Raw genomic sequence first — 21,291 nt, 5'->3', positions numbered from 1 at the left:
GGCGGATAAGGGGGCTTTACGGCAAGCCGTCAGTTGCCCTTCACCTGCCTCCAAAGACCAAGCCAGATAATCATCCCAAATTCAACTCTTGGAAGAAATCATTGCCCTTGTCGTCGATGACGATGAAGGCGGGAAAGTCTTCGACCTCGATCTTCCAGACTGCTTCCATGCCGAGCTCGGGGTATTCGAGTACTTCGACCTTGCGGATGCAGTCCTTGGCGAGACGGGCGGCGGGGCCGCCGATCGAACCTAGGTAGAAGCCGCCATGTTTCTTGCAGGCTTCGCGCACGGCGCGCGAGCGGTTGCCCTTGGCGAGCATCACCATCGAGCCGCCGAAGGACTGGAACTGGTCGACGTAACTGTCCATGCGGCCGGCCGTCGTCGGGCCGAAGGAGCCGGAGGCATAACCCGCCGGCGTCTTGGCGGGGCCGGCATAATAGACCGGGTGATTTTTCAGGTAGTCGGGCATACCTTCGCCCTTTTCCAGCCGTTCGCGGATCTTGGCATGGGCGAGGTCGCGGGCGACGATAATGGTGCCGGTCAGCGAGAGGCGCGTCTTGACCGGATGCCGTGAGAGTTCGGCGAGCACTTCGGCCATCGGCTTGTTGAGATCGATATGCACGGTCGATTCCGACAGTTTCGCCTCGTCGATCTCGGGCATGTATTTCGACGGATCGATTTCGAGCTGCTCGATGAAAATCCCGTCGCGGGTGATTTTGCCCTTGGCCTGGCGATCGGCGGAACAGGAGACGCCGAGGCCGATCGGCAGCGATGCGCCATGGCGGGGCAGGCGGATGACGCGTACGTCATGACAGAAATACTTGCCGCCGAACTGGGCCCCGACGCCCATCTGCTGCGTCAGCTTGTGGATTTCCTTTTCCATATCGACGTCGCGGAAGGCATGGCCGCTCTCCGAACCTTCGGTCGGCAGCTCGTCGAGATAACGGGTCGAGGCAAGCTTGACCGTTTTCAGGTTCATCTCCGCCGAGGTGCCGCCGATGACGATCGCCAGATGGTAGGGAGGACAGGCTGCCGTCCCCAACGTCAGGATCTTCTCCTTAAGGAAATCGATCATCCGGTCGTGGGTCAAAAGCGAAGGCGTACCCTGATAGAGGAAGGTCTTGTTGGCCGAGCCGCCGCCCTTGGCGACGAAGAGGAATTCGTAGGCGTCAGTGCCTTCCTCGTAAATGTCGATCTGGGCCGGCAGGTTGTTCCTGGTGTTCTTCTCCTCGAACATCTTGACCGGCGCGAGCTGCGAATAACGCAGGTTCTTCTTCTCGTAGGCGTCCATGACGCCGCGGGCGAGCGCGGCCGTATCCCCGCCCTCGGTCCAGACCCTGCGGCCCTTCTTGCCCATGATGATTGCCGTGCCGGTATCCTGGCACATGGGCAGCACCCCGCCAGCGGCAATATTAGCATTCTTCAAGAGGTCGTAAGCGACGAAGCGGTCGTTGTCCGTAGCCTCCGGGTCGTCAAGGATCGAGGCGAGCTGCTTCAGATGGCCGGGGCGCAGCAGGTGATTGATGTCGGCAAAGGCGGTTTCGGCAAGCAGCCGGATGCCCTCCGGCTCCACGGTCAGGATCTCCTGGCCCTTGAAAGTATCGACCGAGACATAATCGCTGCTGATCTTGCGATAAGGGGTGGTGTCTTTGCCGAGCGGGAAGAGATCGTCAGCCATCAATGTGACCTTTCTGGTGGGCGCGTCGCTAAATTGGAACCGATCTAAATGCCCTGTCGGGCAAAAGCAATCTGCATGCGGCGGAGTTTGACCGTTGCGGTCATGTCGTGCCGCATTTTGCCGTCGGCAGGCCACACGTGATAGGCGAGCAAAAGAAAGGGAGTGCCAGACATTTGGCGCAAAAAGACCGACTTCAGGTTGCTTTCAGTTCAAGCCCGGTTCATATTCCCGCAGCGTTAACCTGCCGGGGCTTCCAATGACAAATGCAAAGCCAACTGCTGTCGACGACCTTCTCGTTTTTTTCGAACATGACTGGATCAGGGGCGATCTGCTGCGCCTCGCCAGCGATCCCGAGGGAGCGGACATGTATGTTCGCTTCGTGAACGGCATCCGTATCGACGCCAAACATGGGCCTGACCATGAAACGATCATTGAGGGCAAGTACGGAACCTTCAAGGTGAAACCTGACGGTCACTTCACATATGAGCTGGATTACACGCTCGACGTGGTGAAGAAATTAGGGAAGTCTGATCAGCTCATCGAAAAGCTGAGCTACAAGATGTCGGACGGCTCGGGGGGCACGGACCTCGGCGTGCTGACGCTTGCGATCGACGGCGTCAACGAAGACGAAAAATACCACGAGGTCCTGGATTTCGATGATATGGGGGTTTTATCGAGGGCAGACAGTTTCTCTCTGCCCAATTACCGGGGCTTTGCTCTTTCCGTGAACGGCAGCCACGATGTGACGCTTCTGAACGGCATCGTCTATGATAGCATCCCGGGCGTCGACGCCATTACCGAGGACGGTTTTAGCGATACCGTTCTATCCCCGGGTTCTGCGCCTGTAAGCTTGAAATTACTCGATGGCGGGGAATTCACCTTTCAGAGCGTTTCGATCGCCGAACTGTCGGCATCGCCCTTTCACCTGACACTCACAGCCCTGAACGACGGCCAGATCGTCTATCAGCACGAGCTTGAGGTCACCGGCCCCAGTCTCGAGCTCAATATCGAAGACATCGAAGAAATCCGTTTCGATTTCATGGGGAATTCTGTCGTGCTGGACAATTTTTCGTTGTGGGTTTGAGGCTGCCGGATGTGACCCCGTCCGGTGCCGGGAGGCGGCGGGGGTTTGACCGCGATGGCAGGAAATAGGGGGGCCCACTCACCCTTCCTTATTCTTGTGCTCGTCACAGGAATCCGGTGCGTCCAAGTCCTTGGGCGCGACAGACTCTTTTCCTTGAAGTACGGATTCATTCACGGGGCGGACGCGCCGTGGCTGGATTCCTGTGACAGGCATAGGAATGAGGGAGCAAGTGGCAAGCTTGTCCGCTCCCTCTTGCTTCGGCCGTGGAGAAGTGAGGCAGACCTCCTCAACCCTCCTATTTCGGCCCGAGCATCGTTTCCGGGCGGACGATCGCGTCGTAATCCTCAGCCGAGACCAGACCGCTGGCAAGCGCCTCTTCCTTCAGGGTCGTGCCGTTTTTATGGGCGGTTTTGGCGATCTTGGCGGCGGCGTCGTAGCCAATCTTGGGTGCGAGGGCGGTGACCAGCATCAGCGAGCGTTCGAGGCCGGCCTTGATGTTGTCCTCGCGCGCCTCGATGCCGACGACGCAATTGTCGGTGAAGGAGACGGCGGCGTCGGCAAGCAGCTGCACAGACTGCAGGAAATTATAGGCCATCATCGGATTGTAGACGTTGAGCTCAAAATGGCCCTGGCTGTCGGCGAAGGTCAGGGCGGCGTGGTTGCCGAAGATGTGGATGCAGACCTGGGTCAGGGCTTCGCATTGGGTGGGGTTGACCTTACCGGGCATGATCGAGGAGCCCGGCTCGTTTTCCGGCAGCGCCAGTTCGCCGAGCCCGGCGCGGGGGCCGGAGCCGAGCAGGCGGATGTCGTTGGCGATCTTGAAGAGAGCGGCAGCCGCCGCATTGATGGCTCCATGCGAAAAGACCATGCTGTCATGCGAGGCGAGCGCCTCGAACTTGTTCGGCGCGGTGACGAAGGGCATGTCCGTGATGGCGGCGATCTCTTCCGCCACCTTTTCGGCAAAACCTACTGGCGCATTGAGGCCGGTGCCGACGGCGGTGCCGCCCTGGGCGAGTTCGCAGAGGCCGGGCAGTGTCATCTCGATGCGCTTGATGGCCGAGCCGAGCTGGGCGGCGTAGCCGGAAAATTCCTGGCCGAGCGTCAACGGTGTGGCGTCCTGGGTATGGGTGCGGCCGATCTTGATGATGTGGCTGAACTCGGTGACCTTCATATCCAGGGCGGCATGCAGGTGCTTCAGCGATGGTAGCAAGTGATGGGCGATCCGTTCGGCGCAGGCAATGTGCATGGCCGTCGGATAGGTGTCGTTCGACGACTGGCTCATATTGACGTGATCGTTCGGATGCACCGGCTTCTTGGAACCCATGACGCCGCCGAGCATTTCTATGGCACGATTGGAGATCACCTCGTTGGCATTCATGTTGGACTGTGTGCCGGAACCGGTCTGCCAGACGACCAGCGGAAAGTGCTCGTCGAGCTTGCCGTCGATCACTTCCTGGGCGGCGTCGACGATGGCTTTGCCCAACGCCGGATCGAGTTGCCCGAGCGACATGTTGGCGCGGGCGGCCGCCTGTTTGACGATGCCGAGTGCGCGGACGATCGACAGCGGCTGCTTTTCCCAGCCGATCTTGAAATTGCCGAGCGAACGCTGCGCCTGGGCGCCCCAATATCGGTCGGCGGCTACGTCGATGGGGCCAAAAGTATCGGTTTCGGTGCGGGTCGCGGTCATGAGCATTGCCTTCCTGTCACATGCTGTTTTCTGGCATCTTCGAAAGATGTGGTCTTATAGGTTGGAAACCAGGGCAAGAAAACCGCATGCTGTGCGAAATATTGATGATCACAGTCATGTTTGCGCCCGCCGGCGGCGTGCTTTTTCGGCCACGTTGGAAATTTTATGCATCGGCACGTTCTTGCCGTACTGGTTCGGCGGCGAAAATTCGGTAAAAAATTAACTAATAATTTCATAATTTTGTGTGAACTGCTGTGCGGCGGCGCGCAGGATTCCTCTCACATGAAATGAGTCCGCCGGCGCTGGCGGCGAAGGCCGGTTTCTGATCAATTAGGCCCCACGCTGCTTGAGTTTCGCGGGATTTGAGCTGAGAACAGCATGACATCGGGACTGGAATATATATGACGTTCGTTTTGAAAAGCGCGGTATCCGCATTGGCAGTTTCTTGCGGCCTGGCAATGATGGCCGCTCCCGCGCATGCCTATACGCTGATGGATATGCTGCGCGGCGACAGGCAGCGGACCCAGAGCACCATTTTCATGGATCAGATGCCGCCCGGGCGTGTGGCGCCGCGTGGCGGCGAAGGCGGACCGCTTGGCGGGCTTGACCCGGAGGCGCCGCTGCCGAAGGTCAGCGGTCCGCGTTATTACACCTACAGGACCGAAGCCCTGCAGTTCGTCGATACCAGCAAGTTCGCCGATCCCATCGTCACGGGTGCGGTTGCTGAGGTTTCGCCTGGGAGCGATTCCGAACCGGTGGTGCAGCGCCGCTTCCTGGCGCAGGCCAAGGTTCGCGCCAATGCCGACGTCGCCAAGGCGCTGGAAACCTATTACAGCGATAGCCGCAATCCGCTCGTCTGGGTCGACGGCAACCAGATCAACGAGCGCGCCCAGTCGGCAATGGCGGCGCTGGCCGATGCGGCTTCCGTGGGCCTCGACCCTGCCGATTACGCCGTGCAGGCGCCGGCGGTCGATCCGGCCAATCCCGATCCTGCCGCGCGCGACCGAGCGCTGACGCAGTTCGAGCTGGAACTTTCGGCCAAGGTGCTTGCCTTCGTGCAGGACACGGTCCGCGGCCGCATCGATCCGAACAAGATTTCTGGCTATCACGATTTCCAGCGCAAGGTCGTCAATCTGGCACCGGTGCTGAAGCTTGCGCGCATGAGCCCGAATGCCGGCGCCTATATCGCCAGCCGTTCGCCCGATAGCCCGCAGTTCGAGGCGCTGAAGGCGGAGCTTGCCAAGCTTCGCGCCGCCGACAGCAATGAGGAGCAGATCGTCATTTCGCTCCAAGGGCTGCTCAAACCCGGCGAGAGCTCGTCCGAGATCGCCAATATCGTCAAGGCGCTGCAGAAGCACGGGTCCGAGACGCTGAAGACGGATCATGCGGCGACGTTTGCAGCCTACGCGGGCAGCAGCGACTATTCGCCCGACATCGTCTCGCTCGTCGAGGACTTCCAGAAAGAGCACGGCCTGAAGCCGGATGGCGTCATCGGCCAGGCGACGGTGCGCGCCATGACCGGCGGCGACACCAATACCTCGAAGATCGACAAGCTCGTCGTTGCCATGGAACAGGTGCGCTGGCTGCCGGAAGATCTGGGTTCCCGCTATGTCATGATCAATCAGCCGGCCTACATGGCCTACTACCACAATGACGGTAAGGAACAGCTGTCGATGCGCGTGGTGGTCGGCGGCAAGAACAACCAGACCTATTTCTTCAACGATGAGATCGAGACGGTGGAGTTCAACCCGTTCTGGGGCGTGCCGCAGTCGATCATCATCAACGAAATGCTGCCGAAGCTGCGCTCGGATCCCAATTACCTCGATCAGCTTGGTTACGAGGTTGAGGTGAATGGCCATGCCGTCGCCTCATCCAGCGTCGACTGGTACGGCTCGACCGCGAATGTTTCGGTGCGCCAGCCGCCAAGCAGCGATAACGCCCTCGGAGAACTGAAGATCCTGTTCCCGAACAGCCACGCGATCTACATGCACGATACGCCCTCGAAGAGCTTCTTCAAACGCGACATGCGGGCACTGAGCCACGGCTGCGTGCGCCTTGCCAATCCGCGCGCGATGGCAGCCGCGGTGCTCGGCACGACGGCTGACGATGTCGCCAGGCAGATCGCGAGCGGCCAGAATCATGCGGTGAAGGTGCCGCAGAAGATTCCGGTCTACGTCTCCTATTTCACCGCCTGGCCGAACAAGGATGGCGTGGTGGAGTATTTCGACGATGTCTACGGTCGCGACGCCTATGTCGACAAGGCTTTCGATGCGACGACCAAGGCGCGTGGGGCGCAGATCTGATAATAGGATTTGATTGTTATACGGGCGGGCGGTCTTGGGCCGCCCGTTTTGTTTTTGGCGTGGTGGTGTCTCAGAGAGTACTGGCCGTGTGGCCCCCTGATCCGACCCTACGGGCCATCTTCTCTCCCCGGTGGGAAGAGAGAGCAAGCGGCAGGGCTATAACCATATGAAAAAAGCCTAGATTGGGGAGCGAGGCTTCGCGGTAACGTCCTTCTACCCCAGCGGGGAGGTGTCGGCAGGCGGATGGGGGGCAGCGACCGTAAAGGCATCGGCTTGATCGCCACGCCTCAGACAGCAACCTTGGCCGCAGAACCCTTCAGCAAACCTTCCACCAGTTCCGGCGTCAGTTCATCATAATGGGTGATGATGACATCCGGATCGAGGCTTGAAACCGGCACATCCGAATAGCCGAAGGGAACGGCGATCGATGGTACGGCGGCGTTTCTGGCCACGGCGATATCGTTGATGCTGTCGCCGATCATCACGGTTCGGGAAATATCGCCGCTGGCGCGCTCGATGGTGCCGGTGAGGTGGCGGGCGTCGGGTTTGCGGTATTGGAAGGTGTCGCCGCCGGTGATTGCTTCGAAATAGCTGACAAGGTCGAGCTTGTCGAGCAGACCGACCGCGAGGCTCTCCATCTTGTTGGTGCAGACGGCGAGGCGGTAGCCAGTGGATTTCAGGCGGTTCATCGCGGCGACCAGACCGGGGTAGGGTTCAGTATGGCCGGGCATATTGCCTGCATAATGGGCGACGAAGCGTTCCACCAGTAGCGGCAGGCCGTCTTCCGCGAGGGAATGGCCGCGCAGCCGGCAGGCGCGCTCGATCATCACCCGCGCCCCCTGGCCGACGAGATGGGTGAGGTCGTCATAACTGACCGGTTCGAGGCCGAGGGCTGCGATCGTATGGTTCAGGCTTTCGACGAGATCGGCATGGGTGTCGAGAAGGGTGCCGTCGAGATCGAAGACGACGAGCGGGGCGGGGGCAGGGGTCAAGGATTTGCCTCTTGGTGCGATGGGCGTCTTGCGAGCGGCGTCGATGGAGTGACGCGTCGTTCCCGGGAATGATGATATCGTTCCTGAGGTAGGCGATCGTGGGGCGGAAAGCAACGGTCTGACGATTACCGGGAAGCCGCAGGCGTTTGTTTCGGCTTTTCATTTTCCGTGATGATTTTGACTTTCGTTTGCCAGGCGAGCCGTGTAAACAGCACATCCAATGCAATAATTCGGAGCTGGCGGCGCATGGATGCGCGCGAAATGAAGATCAAGGCCGCCGAGGCCGCGCTCGCCCACGTCGAAAGCGGGATGCGTCTCGGCATCGGAACTGGGAGTACAGCGGAGGAATTCGTCCGCCTGCTGGCGGAGAAGGTCGCGGGCGGCTTCCAGGTCGAAGGTGTTCCGACGTCCGAACGAACGGCGCGGCTCTGTGTCGAGCTCGGTGTTCCGCTGAAGTCGCTTGACGAGCTGCCGGCACTCGATCTGACGGTTGACGGCGCCGACGAGGTCGATCCGGCGCTCAGGCTGATCAAGGGCGGCGGCGGTGCGCTGCTGCGCGAAAAGATCGTCGCCGCCGCTTCGCAGAGGATGATCGTCATCGCCGACGAGAGCAAGCTGGTCGAAACACTCGGCGCCTTCGCGCTGCCGATCGAGGTCAATCCGTTCGGTCTCGTCTCGACGCGGATCGCCATCGAAAAGGTTGCCGCCCGGCTCGGCCTTTCCGGCGAACTCAACCTGCGCCAGTCCGGTGACGGAGAGTTTACCACGGACGGCGGCCATCACATCATCGATGCATCTTTTGGCCGCATTCCTGATGCAGAGGCGCTTTCGAGCGAGCTGAATTCCATACCCGGCGTCGTTGAACACGGGCTCTTTATCAATATGGCGGCACTTGCGATCATCGCCGGTCCTGCGGGTGCGCGCACACTGCAGGCGAACAGATAACAGGAGCATACACTCATGATGAACATTGCAGGTCTTGGCCGTTTTGCCGCTGCGACGATTGTTCTTTCCGGGCTTGCCTTCGGCCCCGCCGTCAAGGCGCAGGAAGTTTCCGAAGAGCAGCTGAAAGCTGCGCGCGCGGCGATCGACGCGATCGGTGCTACGGCCCAGTTCGACAACATCCTGCCCGGCCTTGCCGAGCGCCTGAAAGCCGGCCTGATCCAGGATTCCCCGAACTACCAGGACGTTATCTCGTCGACGGTCGACGCGCAGGCGCTGAAGCTGGCGCCGCGGCGCGGAGATCTGGAAAAGGAGGCGGCGCTCACCTATGCCAAGGCCTTCACGGTCGACGAGCTGAAGGCGATTGCGGATTTCTATAATTCCGACGTCGGCAAGAAGCTGCTGCGCGATGGTCCGGTCGCCTCCCGCGAAACGGCCAAGGCTGCCGACATCTGGGCGCAGGGCATTTCGCGAGACCTGGAAAAGCAGAGCAATGCCGAGCTGTCCAAGGTCATCAAGGCGCCACCGCCGGCAACCGACAGCCCAGTGGCTCCGGCACCCGCTCCGGCGCCGGCCCCGGCTGCCCAGAAGTAAGGGCTGCCTCCGCAGATTTGCAAAAGCCCGGCATCGTCCGGGCTTTTTTGTTATGATCTATCCGGCAACGGCGGCGAGGTTTTGGTGAGGCGATATGTCCGATCATAACGAGGCGGTGCGAGTGCGGATATCAGGCAGGGTCCAAGGTGTCGGTTTTCGCATGTGGACACGCGATGAGGCGCTGCGGCTCGGCGTAACGGGTTGGGTGCGCAACGAAGCGGACGGATCCGTGTCCGCCTTGATCGCTGGAGCGGATAGCGCGATTTCGGCAATGATCGAGCGTTTGAGGCGCGGACCTGCAGGGGCATCGGTTTCAGGTGTCGAGACGGAAGTGGCTCAGCTCGAGAATATGCCGAGGGATTTCCGCATTACCGGCTGAGAGCGGCAACTCCTCGAGAAGGAATTACGCCACAGGCGATCAGCCCCAATCCTTCGAACTCTTGGCCAGCTGCCATACGCCAGTCTCATCCGGCTCGACGCGCTTGTTGCCGCGGTAGAAGATCGGCAGCCCTGTTTTCTTGTCCATCGCAAATCGGCTTGGCGTGAATTTCTCGCCCTCATGGCCCTGGATGGCAAGGTTGAGAGCTTCCTTGAACTTGCCGGCCCTGCACAGGTTGGCGAAGAGAGTTTGATCCATCTTTTGCTCCGGCATCCTTTCAGTTTCGTGCATTGCCTGCCAGCCTCAGCCGACGGGGTCAACCATAAACGGTGACCGGAGCAACTTCCGATCAAGATTCGGCTATGGAGCACGGGAAGACGCAGGAGCGGGGCTTTTGTTTTCATGATGATCGCCCCTATATCAGGAACGTCCTTCCTGCGATTCCCCTTCCGGAGCTTCTCATGTCTTCCTATGACTACGACCTTTTCGTCATCGGCGGTGGTTCCGGAGGTGTGCGCGCTGCGCGCGTCGCTGCCTCGCTCGGCAAGAAGGTGGCGATCGCCGAGGAATATCGCTATGGCGGGACATGCGTCATCCGCGGTTGCGTGCCGAAGAAGCTGTTCGTCTATGCTTCGCAGTTCCACGAGCATTTCGAGGATGCAGCGGGTTTCGGCTGGACGGTCGGCCGAAGCAGCTTCGACTGGAAGAAGCTGGTGGCCGCCAAGGATGCGGAGATCGCGCGACTGGAAGGCCTCTACAAGAAGGGGCTCGCCGGCGCCAATGCCGAGATCCTGGAAACGCGCGCCGAGCTCGTCGATGCCCATACGGTGCGGCTCGTGAAAACAGGGCAGACGGTGACGGCCAAGACGATCGTGATCGCGACCGGCGGACGCCCGAACCCGCATGTCGCGCTTCCCGGTCACGAGCTTTGCATTTCCTCCAACGACGCCTTTCATCTCGAAGAACTGCCAAAATCGATCGTGATCGCAGGCGGCGGTTACATCGCCGTCGAATTCGCCAATATCTTCCATGGCCTCGGCGTGGCGACAACGCTGATCTATCGCGGCGCCGAAATCCTGTCTCGCTTCGACGAGGATCTGAGGCGGGGCCTGCACGAGGCAATGGTCGCCAAGGGCATCCGCATTCTCTGCCATGACGCGCTGCAACAGGTTTCGAACGCCGAGGACGGGCTCGTGCTGGAGACGCTGAACAATGGCACGCTACAGGCCGGTGTCGTCATGCTGGCGCTCGGGCGCGATCCGAATACGGAAGGCCTCGGCCTTGAGGCAGCCGGCGTCGCCATGGACGAGCGCGGCGCCGTCATCGTCGACGATTATTCCCGTACCAATGTCGAAAATATCTATGCCCTCGGGGATGTCACCAATCGGGTGCAGCTGACGCCGGTGGCAATTCACGAGGCGATGTGCTTCATCGAGACCGAGTACAAGAACAATCCGACCCGGCCGGACCATGAACTGATCCCCACCGCCGTCTTCTCACAGCCCGAGATCGGCACGGTCGGCCTGTCGGAAGAGGAGGCGGGCAAGCGGTACAGTGAGCTCGAAGTATACCGCGCCCAGTTCCGACCGCTGAAAGCGACGCTTTCCGGCCGGCCCGAGCGAATGATCATGAAACTGATTGTCGAATCTGCGAGCCGCAAGGTGGTGGGGGCTCATATCCTCGGGCACGATGCCGGCGAGATGGCGCAGCTACTCGGCGTCACGCTGAAGGCCGGCTGCACCAAGGACGATTTCGATCGGACGATGGCGCTGCACCCGACCGCGGCCGAAGAGCTCGTCACCATGTATGCGCCGAGCTACCGTATCCGTGATGGGCAGCGCCTCTGAGCCCTGTCAACTGGTGATGCGCGGCGCGCGGATGACTTTGAGGAAAAGCGCCTTCATCGCATCGGCAATGCCGTCGGTCGGCGTGACTTCGAAATAAAGGCCGGGCGAGGCACAGGCCTGCATTTTCGTCGGTATCTCGTTCTGGAAGGGCTTGATCCAGGTGTTATACCAGCTGTTGCTGGGCAGCGGCAGGTAAGTCGTATAGAGCACGGCGATCTTAACGCCGCGGTCCTTCAGCGGCTTGCAGAAAGTCGTGTCGATCGGCTCCTGGCAGCGACCGCCGGTCGTCTTCTTGGTACATGTCGAGGGCTTGTAGCTGTCGCCGACGCCGTCGGCGACGAAAAACAGGATTTTTTCCGGACTAATATTCGAGGTTCCGTCGCCCGCCGGGTCTATGATCGTGTTGATCTGCGTCATCGCGCTGTCGAAGCTCGTGAGCTGGTCACTGTTGTAATTCTGGTAAGGAATTGTCATCAGATCGACCGCGTTGGTATAATTCTTGACCTTTGTCAGGTCGGAGGTGAGGCCGGAAATCGTCGTCAGCTTCGCGTCCTCGGCCTTGGTGCCGAAAGTGTAGACACCCATCCGAAACTGATCGCTGCTGACGCGCTCGGCCTTGGCCGTATCGGTCAGCGCCTGGGTAGCCTGGCGAACCACGTCGATGCGCATGGTGACGCCGAGGCTCTTGGCTATGGTGTAGTTGTTGGTGCTCTGGTCCATCTGGTGACAGGCGAAAGCACAGCCGGTCTTGGCTTGCAGCTTCGAAACGTCGCTTGCGGTCGCGCCGACGCCCATGGACGGCGTGTTGTCGAGCAGGATGTAGAAATCCATGAAGGCGGCAGTCTGGTATTCGGCTGTCGCCGTGCCGGAGATGATGATCGAATCCCGGCCAAAAATGCGCATGAAGGTCGTCGGCACGGTCGCGGTGAAGGAAACCTGCGAGTTCAGCTTATTGGCGGTCTTGGTGACGTCGATGCCGAGATCGATATGAATGTCGGTCAGCTCACCCGACGTCTGAGACATGAAGATGTTGCGGGCGTCGGTCTTGCCAAGCGAGACCGTGCCGTTGCCGTTCATTGTCATTGCGGCGGCGACCGCGCCCGATTTTTCGGCGATCGAACCGACGGCCGCAGCATCGGCGGCGGCGTAGAGCTGGGTTCTCAGGCTCAGTGCGTGGGCCACATCCACCGCCATGCCGGCCGCACCCATGAGCGGCACCATCAGCAATGCCGTCATGATGCCGAAATTGCCCGATCGGTTCGATATGAAGCCGGGCGGAAGGATCGCCATGACATGTCCCCGATGTTGAAACTCCGTCAGTTTCTACATGCAAAGTCTGAAATATGGGGAAATCGACATGGTATATGCTGGTTTAAAGCTTCCGGTGATTGGCCTTTGCAAGCTTGATCTAAAGGTCTATAAGCCGCCGGATATTAAGACAGGGCATCCGAGGAATGGATGTGAGTGAGGTTAGTGAAATGGCAGAGAACTGGACCCCGAGCAGCTGGCGGCAGAAACCGATCCTGCAGGTTCCCGAATATCCCGATGCAGCTGCTTTGGCGGCAACGGAGGCCACGCTCGCCAGCTATCCGCCGCTCGTCTTCGCAGGCGAGGCGCGCCGCCTGAAGAAGCATCTCGCCAATGTCGCCGAGGGTAACGGCTTCCTACTGCAGGGCGGCGACTGCGCCGAGAGCTTTGCCGAACACGGCGCCGACAATATTCGCGATTTCTTCCGCGCCTTCCTGCAGATGGCTGTGGTGCTGACCTTCGGCGCGCAGCTTCCGGTCGTCAAGGTCGGCCGCATCGCCGGCCAGTTCGCCAAGCCGCGCTCATCCAACGTCGAGAAGCAGGGCGACGTGACGCTGCCCGCCTATCGCGGTGACATCATCAACGGCATCGAATTCACTGAGGAGTCGCGCATTCCGAACCCGGAACGCCAAGCCATGGCCTATCGCCAGTCGGCCGCGACGCTGAACCTTCTGCGCGCCTTTGCGATGGGCGGCTACGCTAATCTCGAAAACGTGCATCAGTGGATGCTCGGTTTCGTCAAGGACAGCCCTCAAGGCGAGCGTTACCGCAAGCTTGCCGACCGCATCAGCGAAACCATGGATTTCATGAAGGCGATCGGCATCACCTCGGAAAACCATCCGAGCCTGCGCGAGACCGATTTCTTCACCAGCCATGAAGCGCTGCTGCTCGGCTACGAGGAGGCACTGACACGCATCGATTCCACCTCCGGCGACTGGTATGCCACGTCAGGCCACATGATCTGGATCGGCGACCGCACGCGCCAGGCCGACCATGCGCATGTCGAATATTGCCGCGGCATCAAGAACCCGATCGGCCTGAAATGCGGCCCATCGCTGCAGGCCGACGATTTGCTGCAGCTGATCGACATTCTGAATCCGGGGAATGAAGCCGGGCGCCTGACTCTGATCTGCCGCTTCGGCCACGAAAAAGTCGCCGAAAATCTGCCGCGTCTCATTCGCGCTGTCGAGCGTGAAGGCCGCAAGGTCGTCTGGTCCTGCGATCCCATGCACGGCAACACGATCACGCTCAACAACTACAAGACCCGTCCCTTCGAACGGATTCTGTCGGAAGTCGAAAGCTTCTTCCAGATCCACCGCGCGGAAGGCACGCATCCCGGCGGCATCCATGTCGAAATGACCGGCAAGGACGTGACGGAATGTACCGGCGGCGCCCGCGCCGTCACCGCCGACGACCTGCAGGACCGCTACCACACGCACTGCGATCCGCGCCTCAACTCCGACCAGGCGCTCGAGCTCGCCTTCCTGCTTGCCGAGCGCATGAAGGGCGGCCGCGACGAGAAGCGCATGGTCGCCAACGGCTGAGGACAGGCCGAAACGGGTGACAAAAACCCGGAGTGACGCCGGGTTTTTTATTGCTTTTCAGATACTCGCCTGAACGCTGTGCAGGTTGGCGTAGACGCCGCCTCGCGCCATGAGCGCGTCATGTGTTCCCTCTTCAACGATGCCATCGCCCGTAAGGACCAGGATGCGGTCGGCGTGGCGGACCGTCGAGAGGCGGTGGGCGATGACCAGGGTGGTGCGGCCGTTCGCCAAGCTCAGGAGCGCCTGCTGCACCGCCCGTTCGCTCTCGTTATCGAGCGCGCTGGTCGCTTCGTCGAAGATCAGGATTTTCGGATCTTTGAGGAAGGCGCGGGCGATGGTGATGCGCTGGCGCTGGCCACCGGAGAGCTTGACGCCGCGCTGGCCGATATCGGTGTCATAGCCATCGGGCAGGCCCATGATGAAATCATGCGCATTGGCGGCGCGGGCCGCCGCTTCGAGCTCGGCATCGGTAGCATCCGGCCTGCCGTAGCGCAGGTTTTCCGCAACAGTACCGGCAAAGAGATAGACATCCTGCTGCACCACCCCGACATGGCGCCGCAGTGAGGCGAGCGTGAGGTCGCGGATATCGCTTCCGTCGATGCGGATTGCGCCCGCCTCGACATCGTAGAAACGTGGTATGAGCGCGCAAAGCGTGCTCTTGCCTACTCCCGAAGGGCCGACCAGGGCGACAAACTCTCCGGGGGCGATGGTGAGGGAAAGCCGCTCCAGCACCCTGGGACCATCGGCTTCGTAGCCGAAGGCGACGTTGGAAAAACTGATCTCGCCTCTCGGTACTGGCATCAGACGCGCGTTCGGCCGATCGGTGATATCGGGATCGATCTCGAGGATTTCCATGGCCCTGATGAAGCCGGTGTAACCCTCCTGCCAGAGGCGCACAAAATTCGCGAGCCGCTGCACCGGATCGACCAGCACGCCGACGCAGAGCAGGAAGGTCAGCATATCCGGGACGGTCAGGTCCGCCGTCAGGATGCGCAGGCCTCCTGCGATGATCACCAATATGGTGACGAGCTGGGCGAAGGTTTCGGTGCCGACCGAAAACCAGGCCTCGCTGCGGTAGCCGTCGGCGCGGCTTTGCAGGAAACGTTGGTTCTGGGCAGCGAAGCGTTGCCGTTCCAGCGCCTCGTTAGCAAAGGACTGGACGACGCGGATTCCCGCCAGCGCATCCTCGACGCGCTCGTTGACGGCGGCGATCTGCCGTTTGCTGTCTTCGAGTGCGCGGTTCATGCGCCGGTTGAAATAGAGTGCGTAGACCACCGCCACCGGAGTGAGCAGCAGGATGAGGGTCGCCAGCAGCGGGTCGATGAAAAACAAGACCAGCATGGCGCCGCCATATTTCAGAACGGCAATGGAGAGATCCTCGGGGCCGTGGTGAAAGAGCTCGCCCAGCCAGAGGGAGTCATTGGTGATGCGGCTCATCAATTGCCCCGTGCGCTGGCGATCGTAGAAGCTGAAGGACAGCTTCTGGCAATGCTCGAAGAGTTCCTGCCGCACCGTCGCTTCGATGCGGGCGCCCATGACATGGCCGCGATAATCGACGAAGAAAATCGCCGCTATCTGGACCGTGAGAACGGCCAGCATCACACCGCCCATGGCAACGATCTGAGCGAATGCTTGGGGGGCATCGGGCAGAGCGAGAAGACGGCTCGTGACGATATTGGCGCAGAGGGGCAATGCCACGGCGGTGCCGGCCACGAGTATGGCGCAAAGCAGATCCGCCAGCAGCAAAGGCAGATGCGGGCGGTAATAGGAGATGAACTTGCGCATGCGCAACCAGCGCCGTTCGCGTTCAGCGGCGTTTGAATAGTCGCGGAAGAAGTTCAGGAAGAGGTTATGGCGTCGCGAGCTTTTCCTCGCGCGGGAGAATGGCGTGTGCATGAAGCAGAATGTCCTTGTGGGCGATGTTTCCTTTCTGTCTGGACAGGGTCGCTCTCATGTCAGCCTCCCGGCGGTTGCATAAATTGAGCCTATAGTATCACCGATAACAGTGTCCGGTTCAACGCAGTGACGAGAGGAGATCGGCGGGTGTTGTCAACGGGCAACAACCGGCGGCCCGTGAACGCTTCAAGATTTCTGATCATTCGTTCAGGGGAATGGATTTGACGACGAGGTCTCGTGGCCGCAAGTTTCTCCAGGAGCGAGGGGAGAGCGATCATGAGCGAACAACATACAGGCGGCTGTCTTTGCGGCGCCGTGCGATTTTCAATTCGGGCAAAGCCCGGGCCTGTCGTCGGTTGCCACTGTTCCCAATGCCGCCGGCAGACAGGACTCTATTATGCTGCGGTCAACGTGCCCCGCGCGGCGCTTTCGGTGGAGGATCCCGGCGCAGTCCGTTGGTATCGGTCGAGCGGCGAGGCGAAACGCGGCTTCTGCGCCAATTGCGGCTCCGCGCTGTTTTGGCAGGGGGATGACTCGCCGGAGGTTTCGGTCCTGGCCGGAGCTTTCGACGAACCGAGCGGCCTTGCCTTCAGCCATCACATCTATTGCATCGACAAGGGGGACTTCTACGACATAACAGATGGTCTGCCGCAATATGACAGGTATCCGCCCCGTTGATTTGAGGATGCCCCGCGTCAGGTCTTGGCTGCGAGCGCCGCGCTGAGACGAGCGACGTCTTCGCGCAGCGCCGTCAGCTCGGTCAGGACGCGCATATCGATCTTCTGGTGCAAGGAGAGCACTTCGAGTTCGGCTTTGAGATTGACTTCGTAATCCTTGGCCGCCGCGAAGCGGTCGCGCTCAGCCTGACGATTCTGCGACATCATGATGATCGGCGCCTGGATGGCGGCGAGCATCGACAAGATCAGGTTCAGGAAGACGAAGGGATAGGGATCGAAGGCGCCACTCGCCAAAACGATGGTGTTGATTATCGTCCAGACGACGAGGAAGGCCAGGAAGCCGAGGATGAAGGACCATGAGCCGCCGACACGAGCGATGCTGTCGGCGATACGTTCTCCAAAAGAGGCCTCGGCAGAAAAGGCGGCGTTGACATCGGTCGAGATGATCTTGCGCTCGTGCGCTTTCGCCAGCACGCGCTTTTCCGTGTCGCCGAGTTCGTCGGCCGGTTTGTCGAAATGATGGTGCACGAAGTTCGAAAAGTTATTCATGGCCTGTTTCCGATGACCGTTATCGATGCTGCCGCTTTCATGCGTCAGTATTCCGCTCCGCCGGTAAATTGCAATCCATCGGTGCCGTAAGCCTCCAGCGCGCCTGTTCACGAAAAATTCGTGAGCTCGATGCAACGCTTTGGTCGCGAACGTGTTGCGGTAACGGGAGCCGCAGGCTAAATAAATGACATGACACAGGAAAACGCTCTCTCCGATATCTTCCGCATCGCTATCGGCCAGCTCAATCCCACGGTCGGTGATGTCGCCGGCAATCTTGCCAAGGCACGTGAAGCACGCGCTGATGCAGGCCGAGAGGGCGCGCATCTGCTCGTGTTGACCGAGCTTTTCATCTCCGGCTATCCGCCGGAAGACCTGGTGCTGAAGCCGGCCTTCATCCGTGCCTGCTGGAAGGCGGTGGAAAGCCTTGCGGCCGATACCGCCGATGGCGGGCCGGGCGTCGTCATAGGTTTCCCGCGGCAGGATCAGACCGGACGCTATAATTCTGTCGCCGTGCTTGACGGCGGCAAGGTCGTCGCGGTTCGCGACAAGGTCGATCTACCGAATTACGGCGAGTTCGACGAGAAGCGGGTTTTCGTGCAGGGGGCCATGCCGGGGCCGGTGAATTTCCGCGGCGTGCGGCTCGGCATTCCAATCTGCGAAGATATCTGGGGTGATCTCGGCGTTTGCGAGACGCTGGCCGAAAGCGGGGCGGAGATCCTGCTGTCGCCGAACGGGTCCCCCTATTATCGCGGCAAGGTCGATATCCGTCACCAGGTGGTACTGAAGCAGGTGATCGAGACCGGCCTGCCGCTGATTTATGCCGCCCAGCTCGGGGGGCAGGACGAGCTCGTGTTCGATGGGGCGAGCTTCGCCTTCAACGCCGACAAATCGCTCGCCTTTCAGATGAGCCAGTTCGAGACAGCGCTTGCGGTGACGACATGGAAACGTGGGGAAGCGGGCTGGCACTGCGCCGAAGGACCGATGGCGCGTATCCCCGAGGACGAGGAGGCCGATTATCGCGCCTGCCTGCTCGGCTTCCGCGACTACGTCAACAAAAATGGTTTCAAGACCGTCGTTCTCGGCCTTTCCGGCGGCATCGACTCGGCGATCTGCACAGCGATCGCGGTCGACGCTCTCGGAGAGGAGCGGGTGCGAACGGTCATGCTGCCCTATCGTTACACCTCGGAAGATTCACTGAAGGATGCAGCCGACTGCGCCAAGGCGCTCGGCTGCCGCTATGACATCGTGCCGATCGAACAGCCGGTAACCGGCTTCAGCAGCGCGCTGTCCAACCTCTTCGAGGGTACGGAGAGCGGAATCACCGAGGAGAACTTGCAGAGCCGCGCGCGCGGCGTCATCCTGATGGCGATCTCCAACAAATTCGGCGCGATGGTGGTGACGACGGGCAACAAGTCGGAAATGTCGGTCGGCTACGCCACGCTGTATGGCGACATGAACGGCGGCTTCAATCCGATCAAAGACCTCTACAAGATGCAGGTCTATGCGCTGGCCCGCTGGCGCAACGAGAATGTGCCGCCGGGCGCGCTAGGCCCGTCGGGTGAAGTGATTCCGCAAAATATCATCGACAAGGCACCATCGGCCGAGCTGCGTCCCGATCAAAAGGATCAGGATTCGCTGCCGCCTTATCCCGTTCTCGACGATATTCTCGAGTGCTTGGTCGAGAAGGAAATGGCTGTCGAGGAGATCGTCGCGCGCGGCCATGACGTAGCGACCGTTCACCGGGTCGAGCATCTGCTCTATCTCGCCGAATATAAGCGCCGGCAATCGGCGCCGGGCGTGAAGATCACCAAGAAGAACTTCGGCCGCGACCGGCGCTATCCGATCACCAATCGATTCCGCGATCGCTGACGCAATCGACATATCAGTGAGGCAACATGCGCAGCTCGGTCGAGATCTACAATGTCGGGACGGGCAGGGCTCGCGAGGTCTGGCAAACGGACAGGCTGGTGGAAGCGCCGAATTTTTCTCCCGACGGCTCCTATCTCCTGCTGAACGGCGACGGGCTGCTCTTCCGGCTGCCGCTCGATGGCGGCGAGGTGGTCAGGGTCGATACCGGCTTTGCCGTCAATTGCAACAATGATCACGGCATTTCGCCCGACGGCACCGAGATCGTCATCTCGGACAAGAGCGAGTTCGGCAAGTCGGCGATCTATATACTGCCGATCGAAGGCGGAACGCCGCGGCTCGTCACCCGGAACCAGCCCTCCTACTGGCATGGCTGGTCGCCTGATGGCCGCCAGCTCGCCTATTGCGGCATCCGCGACGACCTCTTCGATATCTATACGATCTCCGTCGACGGCGGCGCCGAAACGCGGCTGACGCATGGCGAAGGCCGCAATGACGGGCCGGACTATTCCGCCGACGGGCAATGGATCTATTTCAATTCCAGCCGCACCGGGCTGATGCAGATTTGGCGTATCCACCCCGACGGCACGGGCCTCGAGCAGGTAACGTCGGACAATCAGGGCAACTGGTTCGCCCATCCGTCGCCGAGAAATGACAAGGTGCTGATCCTGTCCTATGACCCCTCGGTTTTCGATCACCCGCGCGATCTCGATGTGCGGCTGCGGCTGATGGACATGGATGGCGGCAACCTGAAAACGCTGTTCGAGCTTTTCGGCGGGCAGGGCACGATCAATGTGCCCTGCTGGTCTCCTGACGGCGAAGAATTCGCCTATGTGCGTTATTTCCCGGCTGGTTAAGCCGCCGCCGCTTTGCGCCGCGCGCCAGCGGCTTTCGCCAGGTCTTCCAATACTGCTACCGACATGTCCCAGTCGATGCAGCCATCGGTGATCGACTGGCCGTAGACCAGCGGTTTGCCGGGGACGAGATCCTGGCGGCCGGCGACGAGGTTGCTCTCGATCATCATACCCTTGATGTGGCGGTTGCCGGCGGCGATCTGCGAGGCCACGGATTTGACGACGCGCGGCTGGTTCATCGGATCCTTGCGGCTGTTGGCATGGCTGGCATCGATCAGGATGCGCGGGGTCACGCCTAGCTTGACGGCCTCGCCGACCACAGCTTCGACATCGTCCGCTTCATAGTTCGGCTGTTTGCCGCCGCGCAGGATGATGTGGCAGTCCTCGTTGCCCTTCGTCGAGGCAATGGCGGCCTGCCCGTCCTTGGTGACGGCGGGGAAGTGATGCGGCTGCGAGGCGGCCAGGATGGCGTCGAGCGCCACACGGACGCCGCCGTCGGTGCCGTTCTTGAAGCCGATCGGGCAGGAGAGGCCGGAGGCGAGCTGGCGATGGATCTGGCTTTCGGTCGTACGCGCGCCGATCGCGCCCCAGCTAACAAGGTCGGCGATGTATTGCGGCGTGATCGTCTCGAGGAATTCGACGCCAGCGGGCAGGCCCATTGCGTTGATGTCGAGCAGCAGGCGCCTGGCAATGCGAAGCCCTTCCTCGATGCGGTAGCTGCCGTCGAGATGCGGGTCGTTCATCAGACCCTTCCAGCCGACCGTGGTGCGGGGCTTTTCGAAATAGACGCGCATGACGATTTCCAGATCGCTGGAGAGGCGCTGCCGCTGTTCCGCCAAGCGCTCGGCATATTCGCGTGCTGCAGCAGGATCGTGGATGGAGCAGGGGCCGATGACGACGATCAGGCGGTCGTCTTCTCCCTCAAGGATCTGATGGATCGCATGACGGTTGCTGGTCACCGTCTCGCTGACGGCAACGGTGCGGGGGATTTCCGCGATGATATCGGCGGGTTTGGTCAGCGGGGTGATCTCGAGGATACGCAGATCATCGATGGTATCGGGCACGGCATGGCTCCTGTTTGGTCATACCGT

At 60.7% G+C, this 21,291-nt stretch carries 18 protein-coding genes; 10 read left to right on the top strand and 8 right to left on the bottom strand.

Annotation, left to right across the window (positions count from 1 at the left end):
- Positions 1–70: 70 nt before the first annotated feature.
- Positions 71–1,678, bottom strand: coding sequence for a fumarate hydratase (locus RHE_RS12185; protein ID WP_020921459.1), 1,608 nt, complete (start codon positions 1,676–1,678; stop codon positions 71–73).
- A gap of 256 nt (positions 1,679–1,934) precedes the next feature.
- Between RHE_RS12185 and RHE_RS12180 the strand changes: the two genes are divergently transcribed.
- Complete coding sequence (locus RHE_RS12180) at positions 1,935–2,762, top strand: VCBS domain-containing protein (RefSeq protein WP_011425643.1); 828 nt, start codon at positions 1,935–1,937, stop codon at positions 2,760–2,762.
- 295 nt (positions 2,763–3,057) lie between these two features.
- On the opposite strand, the gene fumC is transcribed toward RHE_RS12180, so the two are convergent.
- Entirely contained in the window at positions 3,058–4,449 is a 1,392-nt protein-coding gene (fumC, locus tag RHE_RS12175; RefSeq protein WP_011425642.1) for a class II fumarate hydratase, read from the bottom strand.
- A gap of 401 nt (positions 4,450–4,850) precedes the next feature.
- Here fumC and RHE_RS12170 point away from each other — a divergent pair, with 401 nt between their 5' ends.
- The gene (locus RHE_RS12170) at positions 4,851–6,752 is read left to right on the top strand and encodes a L,D-transpeptidase family protein (protein ID WP_011425641.1); all 1,902 of its coding nucleotides are present in this window, start codon (positions 4,851–4,853) and stop codon (positions 6,750–6,752) included.
- Between the two features lie 287 nt (positions 6,753–7,039).
- On the opposite strand, the gene RHE_RS12165 is transcribed toward RHE_RS12170, so the two are convergent.
- Entirely contained in the window at positions 7,040–7,744 is a 705-nt protein-coding gene (locus RHE_RS12165; RefSeq protein WP_011425640.1) for an HAD family hydrolase, read from the bottom strand.
- A 246-nt stretch (positions 7,745–7,990) separates the two neighbouring features.
- Between RHE_RS12165 and rpiA the strand changes: the two genes are divergently transcribed.
- The 3 genes from rpiA (at position 7,991) to RHE_RS12150 (ending at position 9,659) form a co-directional block, all read left to right on the top strand.
- The gene (gene rpiA, locus RHE_RS12160; RefSeq protein WP_011425639.1) at positions 7,991–8,689 is read left to right on the top strand and encodes a ribose-5-phosphate isomerase RpiA; all 699 of its coding nucleotides are present in this window, start codon (positions 7,991–7,993) and stop codon (positions 8,687–8,689) included.
- 15 nt (positions 8,690–8,704) lie between these two features.
- Positions 8,705–9,280 carry a DUF2059 domain-containing protein gene (locus RHE_RS12155; protein WP_011425638.1) on the top strand — a complete coding sequence of 192 codons (576 nt, stop codon included), beginning with the start codon at positions 8,705–8,707 and terminating at the stop codon, positions 9,278–9,280.
- Between the two features lie 94 nt (positions 9,281–9,374).
- Positions 9,375–9,659: an acylphosphatase gene (locus tag RHE_RS12150; protein WP_011425637.1), complete on the top strand. Its 285-nt coding sequence runs from the start codon at positions 9,375–9,377 to the stop codon at positions 9,657–9,659.
- A gap of 39 nt (positions 9,660–9,698) precedes the next feature.
- Here the strand turns inward: RHE_RS12150 and RHE_RS12145 are convergent, their stop codons facing one another.
- Entirely contained in the window at positions 9,699–9,917 is a 219-nt protein-coding gene (locus tag RHE_RS12145) for a hypothetical protein (RefSeq protein ID WP_041678876.1), read from the bottom strand.
- A 203-nt stretch (positions 9,918–10,120) separates the two neighbouring features.
- Here RHE_RS12145 and gor point away from each other — a divergent pair, with 203 nt between their 5' ends.
- A complete protein-coding gene (gor, locus tag RHE_RS12140; protein ID WP_011425636.1) occupies positions 10,121–11,506 on the top strand; it encodes a glutathione-disulfide reductase in 1,386 nt (461 codons plus the stop codon).
- Positions 11,507–11,512: 6 nt separating this feature from the next.
- Here gor and RHE_RS12135 read toward each other — a convergent pair whose 3' ends face one another.
- The gene (locus RHE_RS12135) at positions 11,513–12,796 is read right to left on the bottom strand and encodes a pilus assembly protein TadG-related protein (protein ID WP_011425635.1); all 1,284 of its coding nucleotides are present in this window, start codon (positions 12,794–12,796) and stop codon (positions 11,513–11,515) included.
- A 188-nt stretch (positions 12,797–12,984) separates the two neighbouring features.
- On the opposite strand from RHE_RS12135, the gene RHE_RS12130 reads away from it, so the two are divergent.
- Positions 12,985–14,358, top strand: a complete 1,374-nt coding sequence (locus tag RHE_RS12130; RefSeq protein ID WP_011425634.1) for a class II 3-deoxy-7-phosphoheptulonate synthase — start codon at positions 12,985–12,987, stop codon at positions 14,356–14,358.
- A gap of 57 nt (positions 14,359–14,415) precedes the next feature.
- On the opposite strand, the gene RHE_RS12125 is transcribed toward RHE_RS12130, so the two are convergent.
- Positions 14,416–16,254, bottom strand: a complete 1,839-nt coding sequence (locus RHE_RS12125; protein ID WP_011425633.1) for an ABC transporter ATP-binding protein — start codon at positions 16,252–16,254, stop codon at positions 14,416–14,418.
- Positions 16,255–16,530: 276 nt separating this feature from the next.
- On the opposite strand from RHE_RS12125, the gene RHE_RS12120 reads away from it, so the two are divergent.
- The gene (locus RHE_RS12120; RefSeq protein WP_011425632.1) at positions 16,531–16,932 is read left to right on the top strand and encodes a GFA family protein; all 402 of its coding nucleotides are present in this window, start codon (positions 16,531–16,533) and stop codon (positions 16,930–16,932) included.
- A gap of 17 nt (positions 16,933–16,949) precedes the next feature.
- On the opposite strand, the gene RHE_RS12115 is transcribed toward RHE_RS12120, so the two are convergent.
- Positions 16,950–17,480 (bottom strand): DUF1003 domain-containing protein, encoded by a 531-nt coding sequence (locus tag RHE_RS12115; RefSeq protein WP_020921452.1) that lies wholly within the window; start codon positions 17,478–17,480, stop codon positions 16,950–16,952.
- A gap of 189 nt (positions 17,481–17,669) precedes the next feature.
- On the opposite strand from RHE_RS12115, the gene RHE_RS12110 reads away from it, so the two are divergent.
- Positions 17,670–19,349 (top strand): NAD+ synthase, encoded by a 1,680-nt coding sequence (locus tag RHE_RS12110; RefSeq protein WP_011425630.1) that lies wholly within the window; start codon positions 17,670–17,672, stop codon positions 19,347–19,349.
- A 26-nt stretch (positions 19,350–19,375) separates the two neighbouring features.
- Positions 19,376–20,203 carry a TolB family protein gene (locus tag RHE_RS12105; RefSeq protein ID WP_011425629.1) on the top strand — a complete coding sequence of 276 codons (828 nt, stop codon included), beginning with the start codon at positions 19,376–19,378 and terminating at the stop codon, positions 20,201–20,203.
- On the opposite strand, the gene RHE_RS12100 is transcribed toward RHE_RS12105, so the two are convergent.
- On the bottom strand, positions 20,200–21,264 hold the full coding sequence (locus tag RHE_RS12100; RefSeq protein WP_011425628.1) for a 3-deoxy-7-phosphoheptulonate synthase: 1,065 nt from the start codon (positions 21,262–21,264) through the stop codon (positions 20,200–20,202). The two genes, RHE_RS12105 and RHE_RS12100, sit on opposite strands and share 4 nt — an antisense overlap.
- Positions 21,265–21,291: the final 27 nt, after the last annotated feature.

The sequence above is a fragment of the Rhizobium etli CFN 42 genome (assembly GCF_000092045.1).
Classification (GTDB): Bacteria; Pseudomonadota; Alphaproteobacteria; order Rhizobiales; family Rhizobiaceae; genus Rhizobium; species Rhizobium etli.
This window is presented reverse-complemented; position numbering and strand designations above follow the sequence as displayed.

Coding starts and splice junctions, on each gene's coding strand:
- RHE_RS12185 (WP_020921459.1), bottom strand. CDS start 1,678: ATGGCTGACGATCTCTTCCCGCTCGGCAAAGACACCACCCCTTATCGC.
- RHE_RS12180 (WP_011425643.1), top strand. CDS start 1,935: ATGACAAATGCAAAGCCAACTGCTGTCGACGACCTTCTCGTTTTTTTC.
- fumC (WP_011425642.1), bottom strand. CDS start 4,449: ATGACCGCGACCCGCACCGAAACCGATACTTTTGGCCCCATCGACGTA.
- RHE_RS12170 (WP_011425641.1), top strand. CDS start 4,851: ATGACGTTCGTTTTGAAAAGCGCGGTATCCGCATTGGCAGTTTCTTGC.
- rpiA (WP_011425639.1), top strand. CDS start 7,991: ATGGATGCGCGCGAAATGAAGATCAAGGCCGCCGAGGCCGCGCTCGCC.
- RHE_RS12155 (WP_011425638.1), top strand. CDS start 8,705: ATGATGAACATTGCAGGTCTTGGCCGTTTTGCCGCTGCGACGATTGTT.
- RHE_RS12150 (WP_011425637.1), top strand. CDS start 9,375: ATGTCCGATCATAACGAGGCGGTGCGAGTGCGGATATCAGGCAGGGTC.
- RHE_RS12145 (WP_041678876.1), bottom strand. CDS start 9,917: ATGGATCAAACTCTCTTCGCCAACCTGTGCAGGGCCGGCAAGTTCAAG.
- gor (WP_011425636.1), top strand. CDS start 10,121: ATGTCTTCCTATGACTACGACCTTTTCGTCATCGGCGGTGGTTCCGGA.
- RHE_RS12135 (WP_011425635.1), bottom strand. CDS start 12,796: ATGGCGATCCTTCCGCCCGGCTTCATATCGAACCGATCGGGCAATTTC.
- RHE_RS12130 (WP_011425634.1), top strand. CDS start 12,985: ATGGCAGAGAACTGGACCCCGAGCAGCTGGCGGCAGAAACCGATCCTG.
- RHE_RS12125 (WP_011425633.1), bottom strand. CDS start 16,254: ATGCACACGCCATTCTCCCGCGCGAGGAAAAGCTCGCGACGCCATAAC.
- RHE_RS12120 (WP_011425632.1), top strand. CDS start 16,531: ATGAGCGAACAACATACAGGCGGCTGTCTTTGCGGCGCCGTGCGATTT.
- RHE_RS12115 (WP_020921452.1), bottom strand. CDS start 17,480: ATGAATAACTTTTCGAACTTCGTGCACCATCATTTCGACAAACCGGCC.
- RHE_RS12110 (WP_011425630.1), top strand. CDS start 17,670: ATGACACAGGAAAACGCTCTCTCCGATATCTTCCGCATCGCTATCGGC.
- RHE_RS12105 (WP_011425629.1), top strand. CDS start 19,376: ATGCGCAGCTCGGTCGAGATCTACAATGTCGGGACGGGCAGGGCTCGC.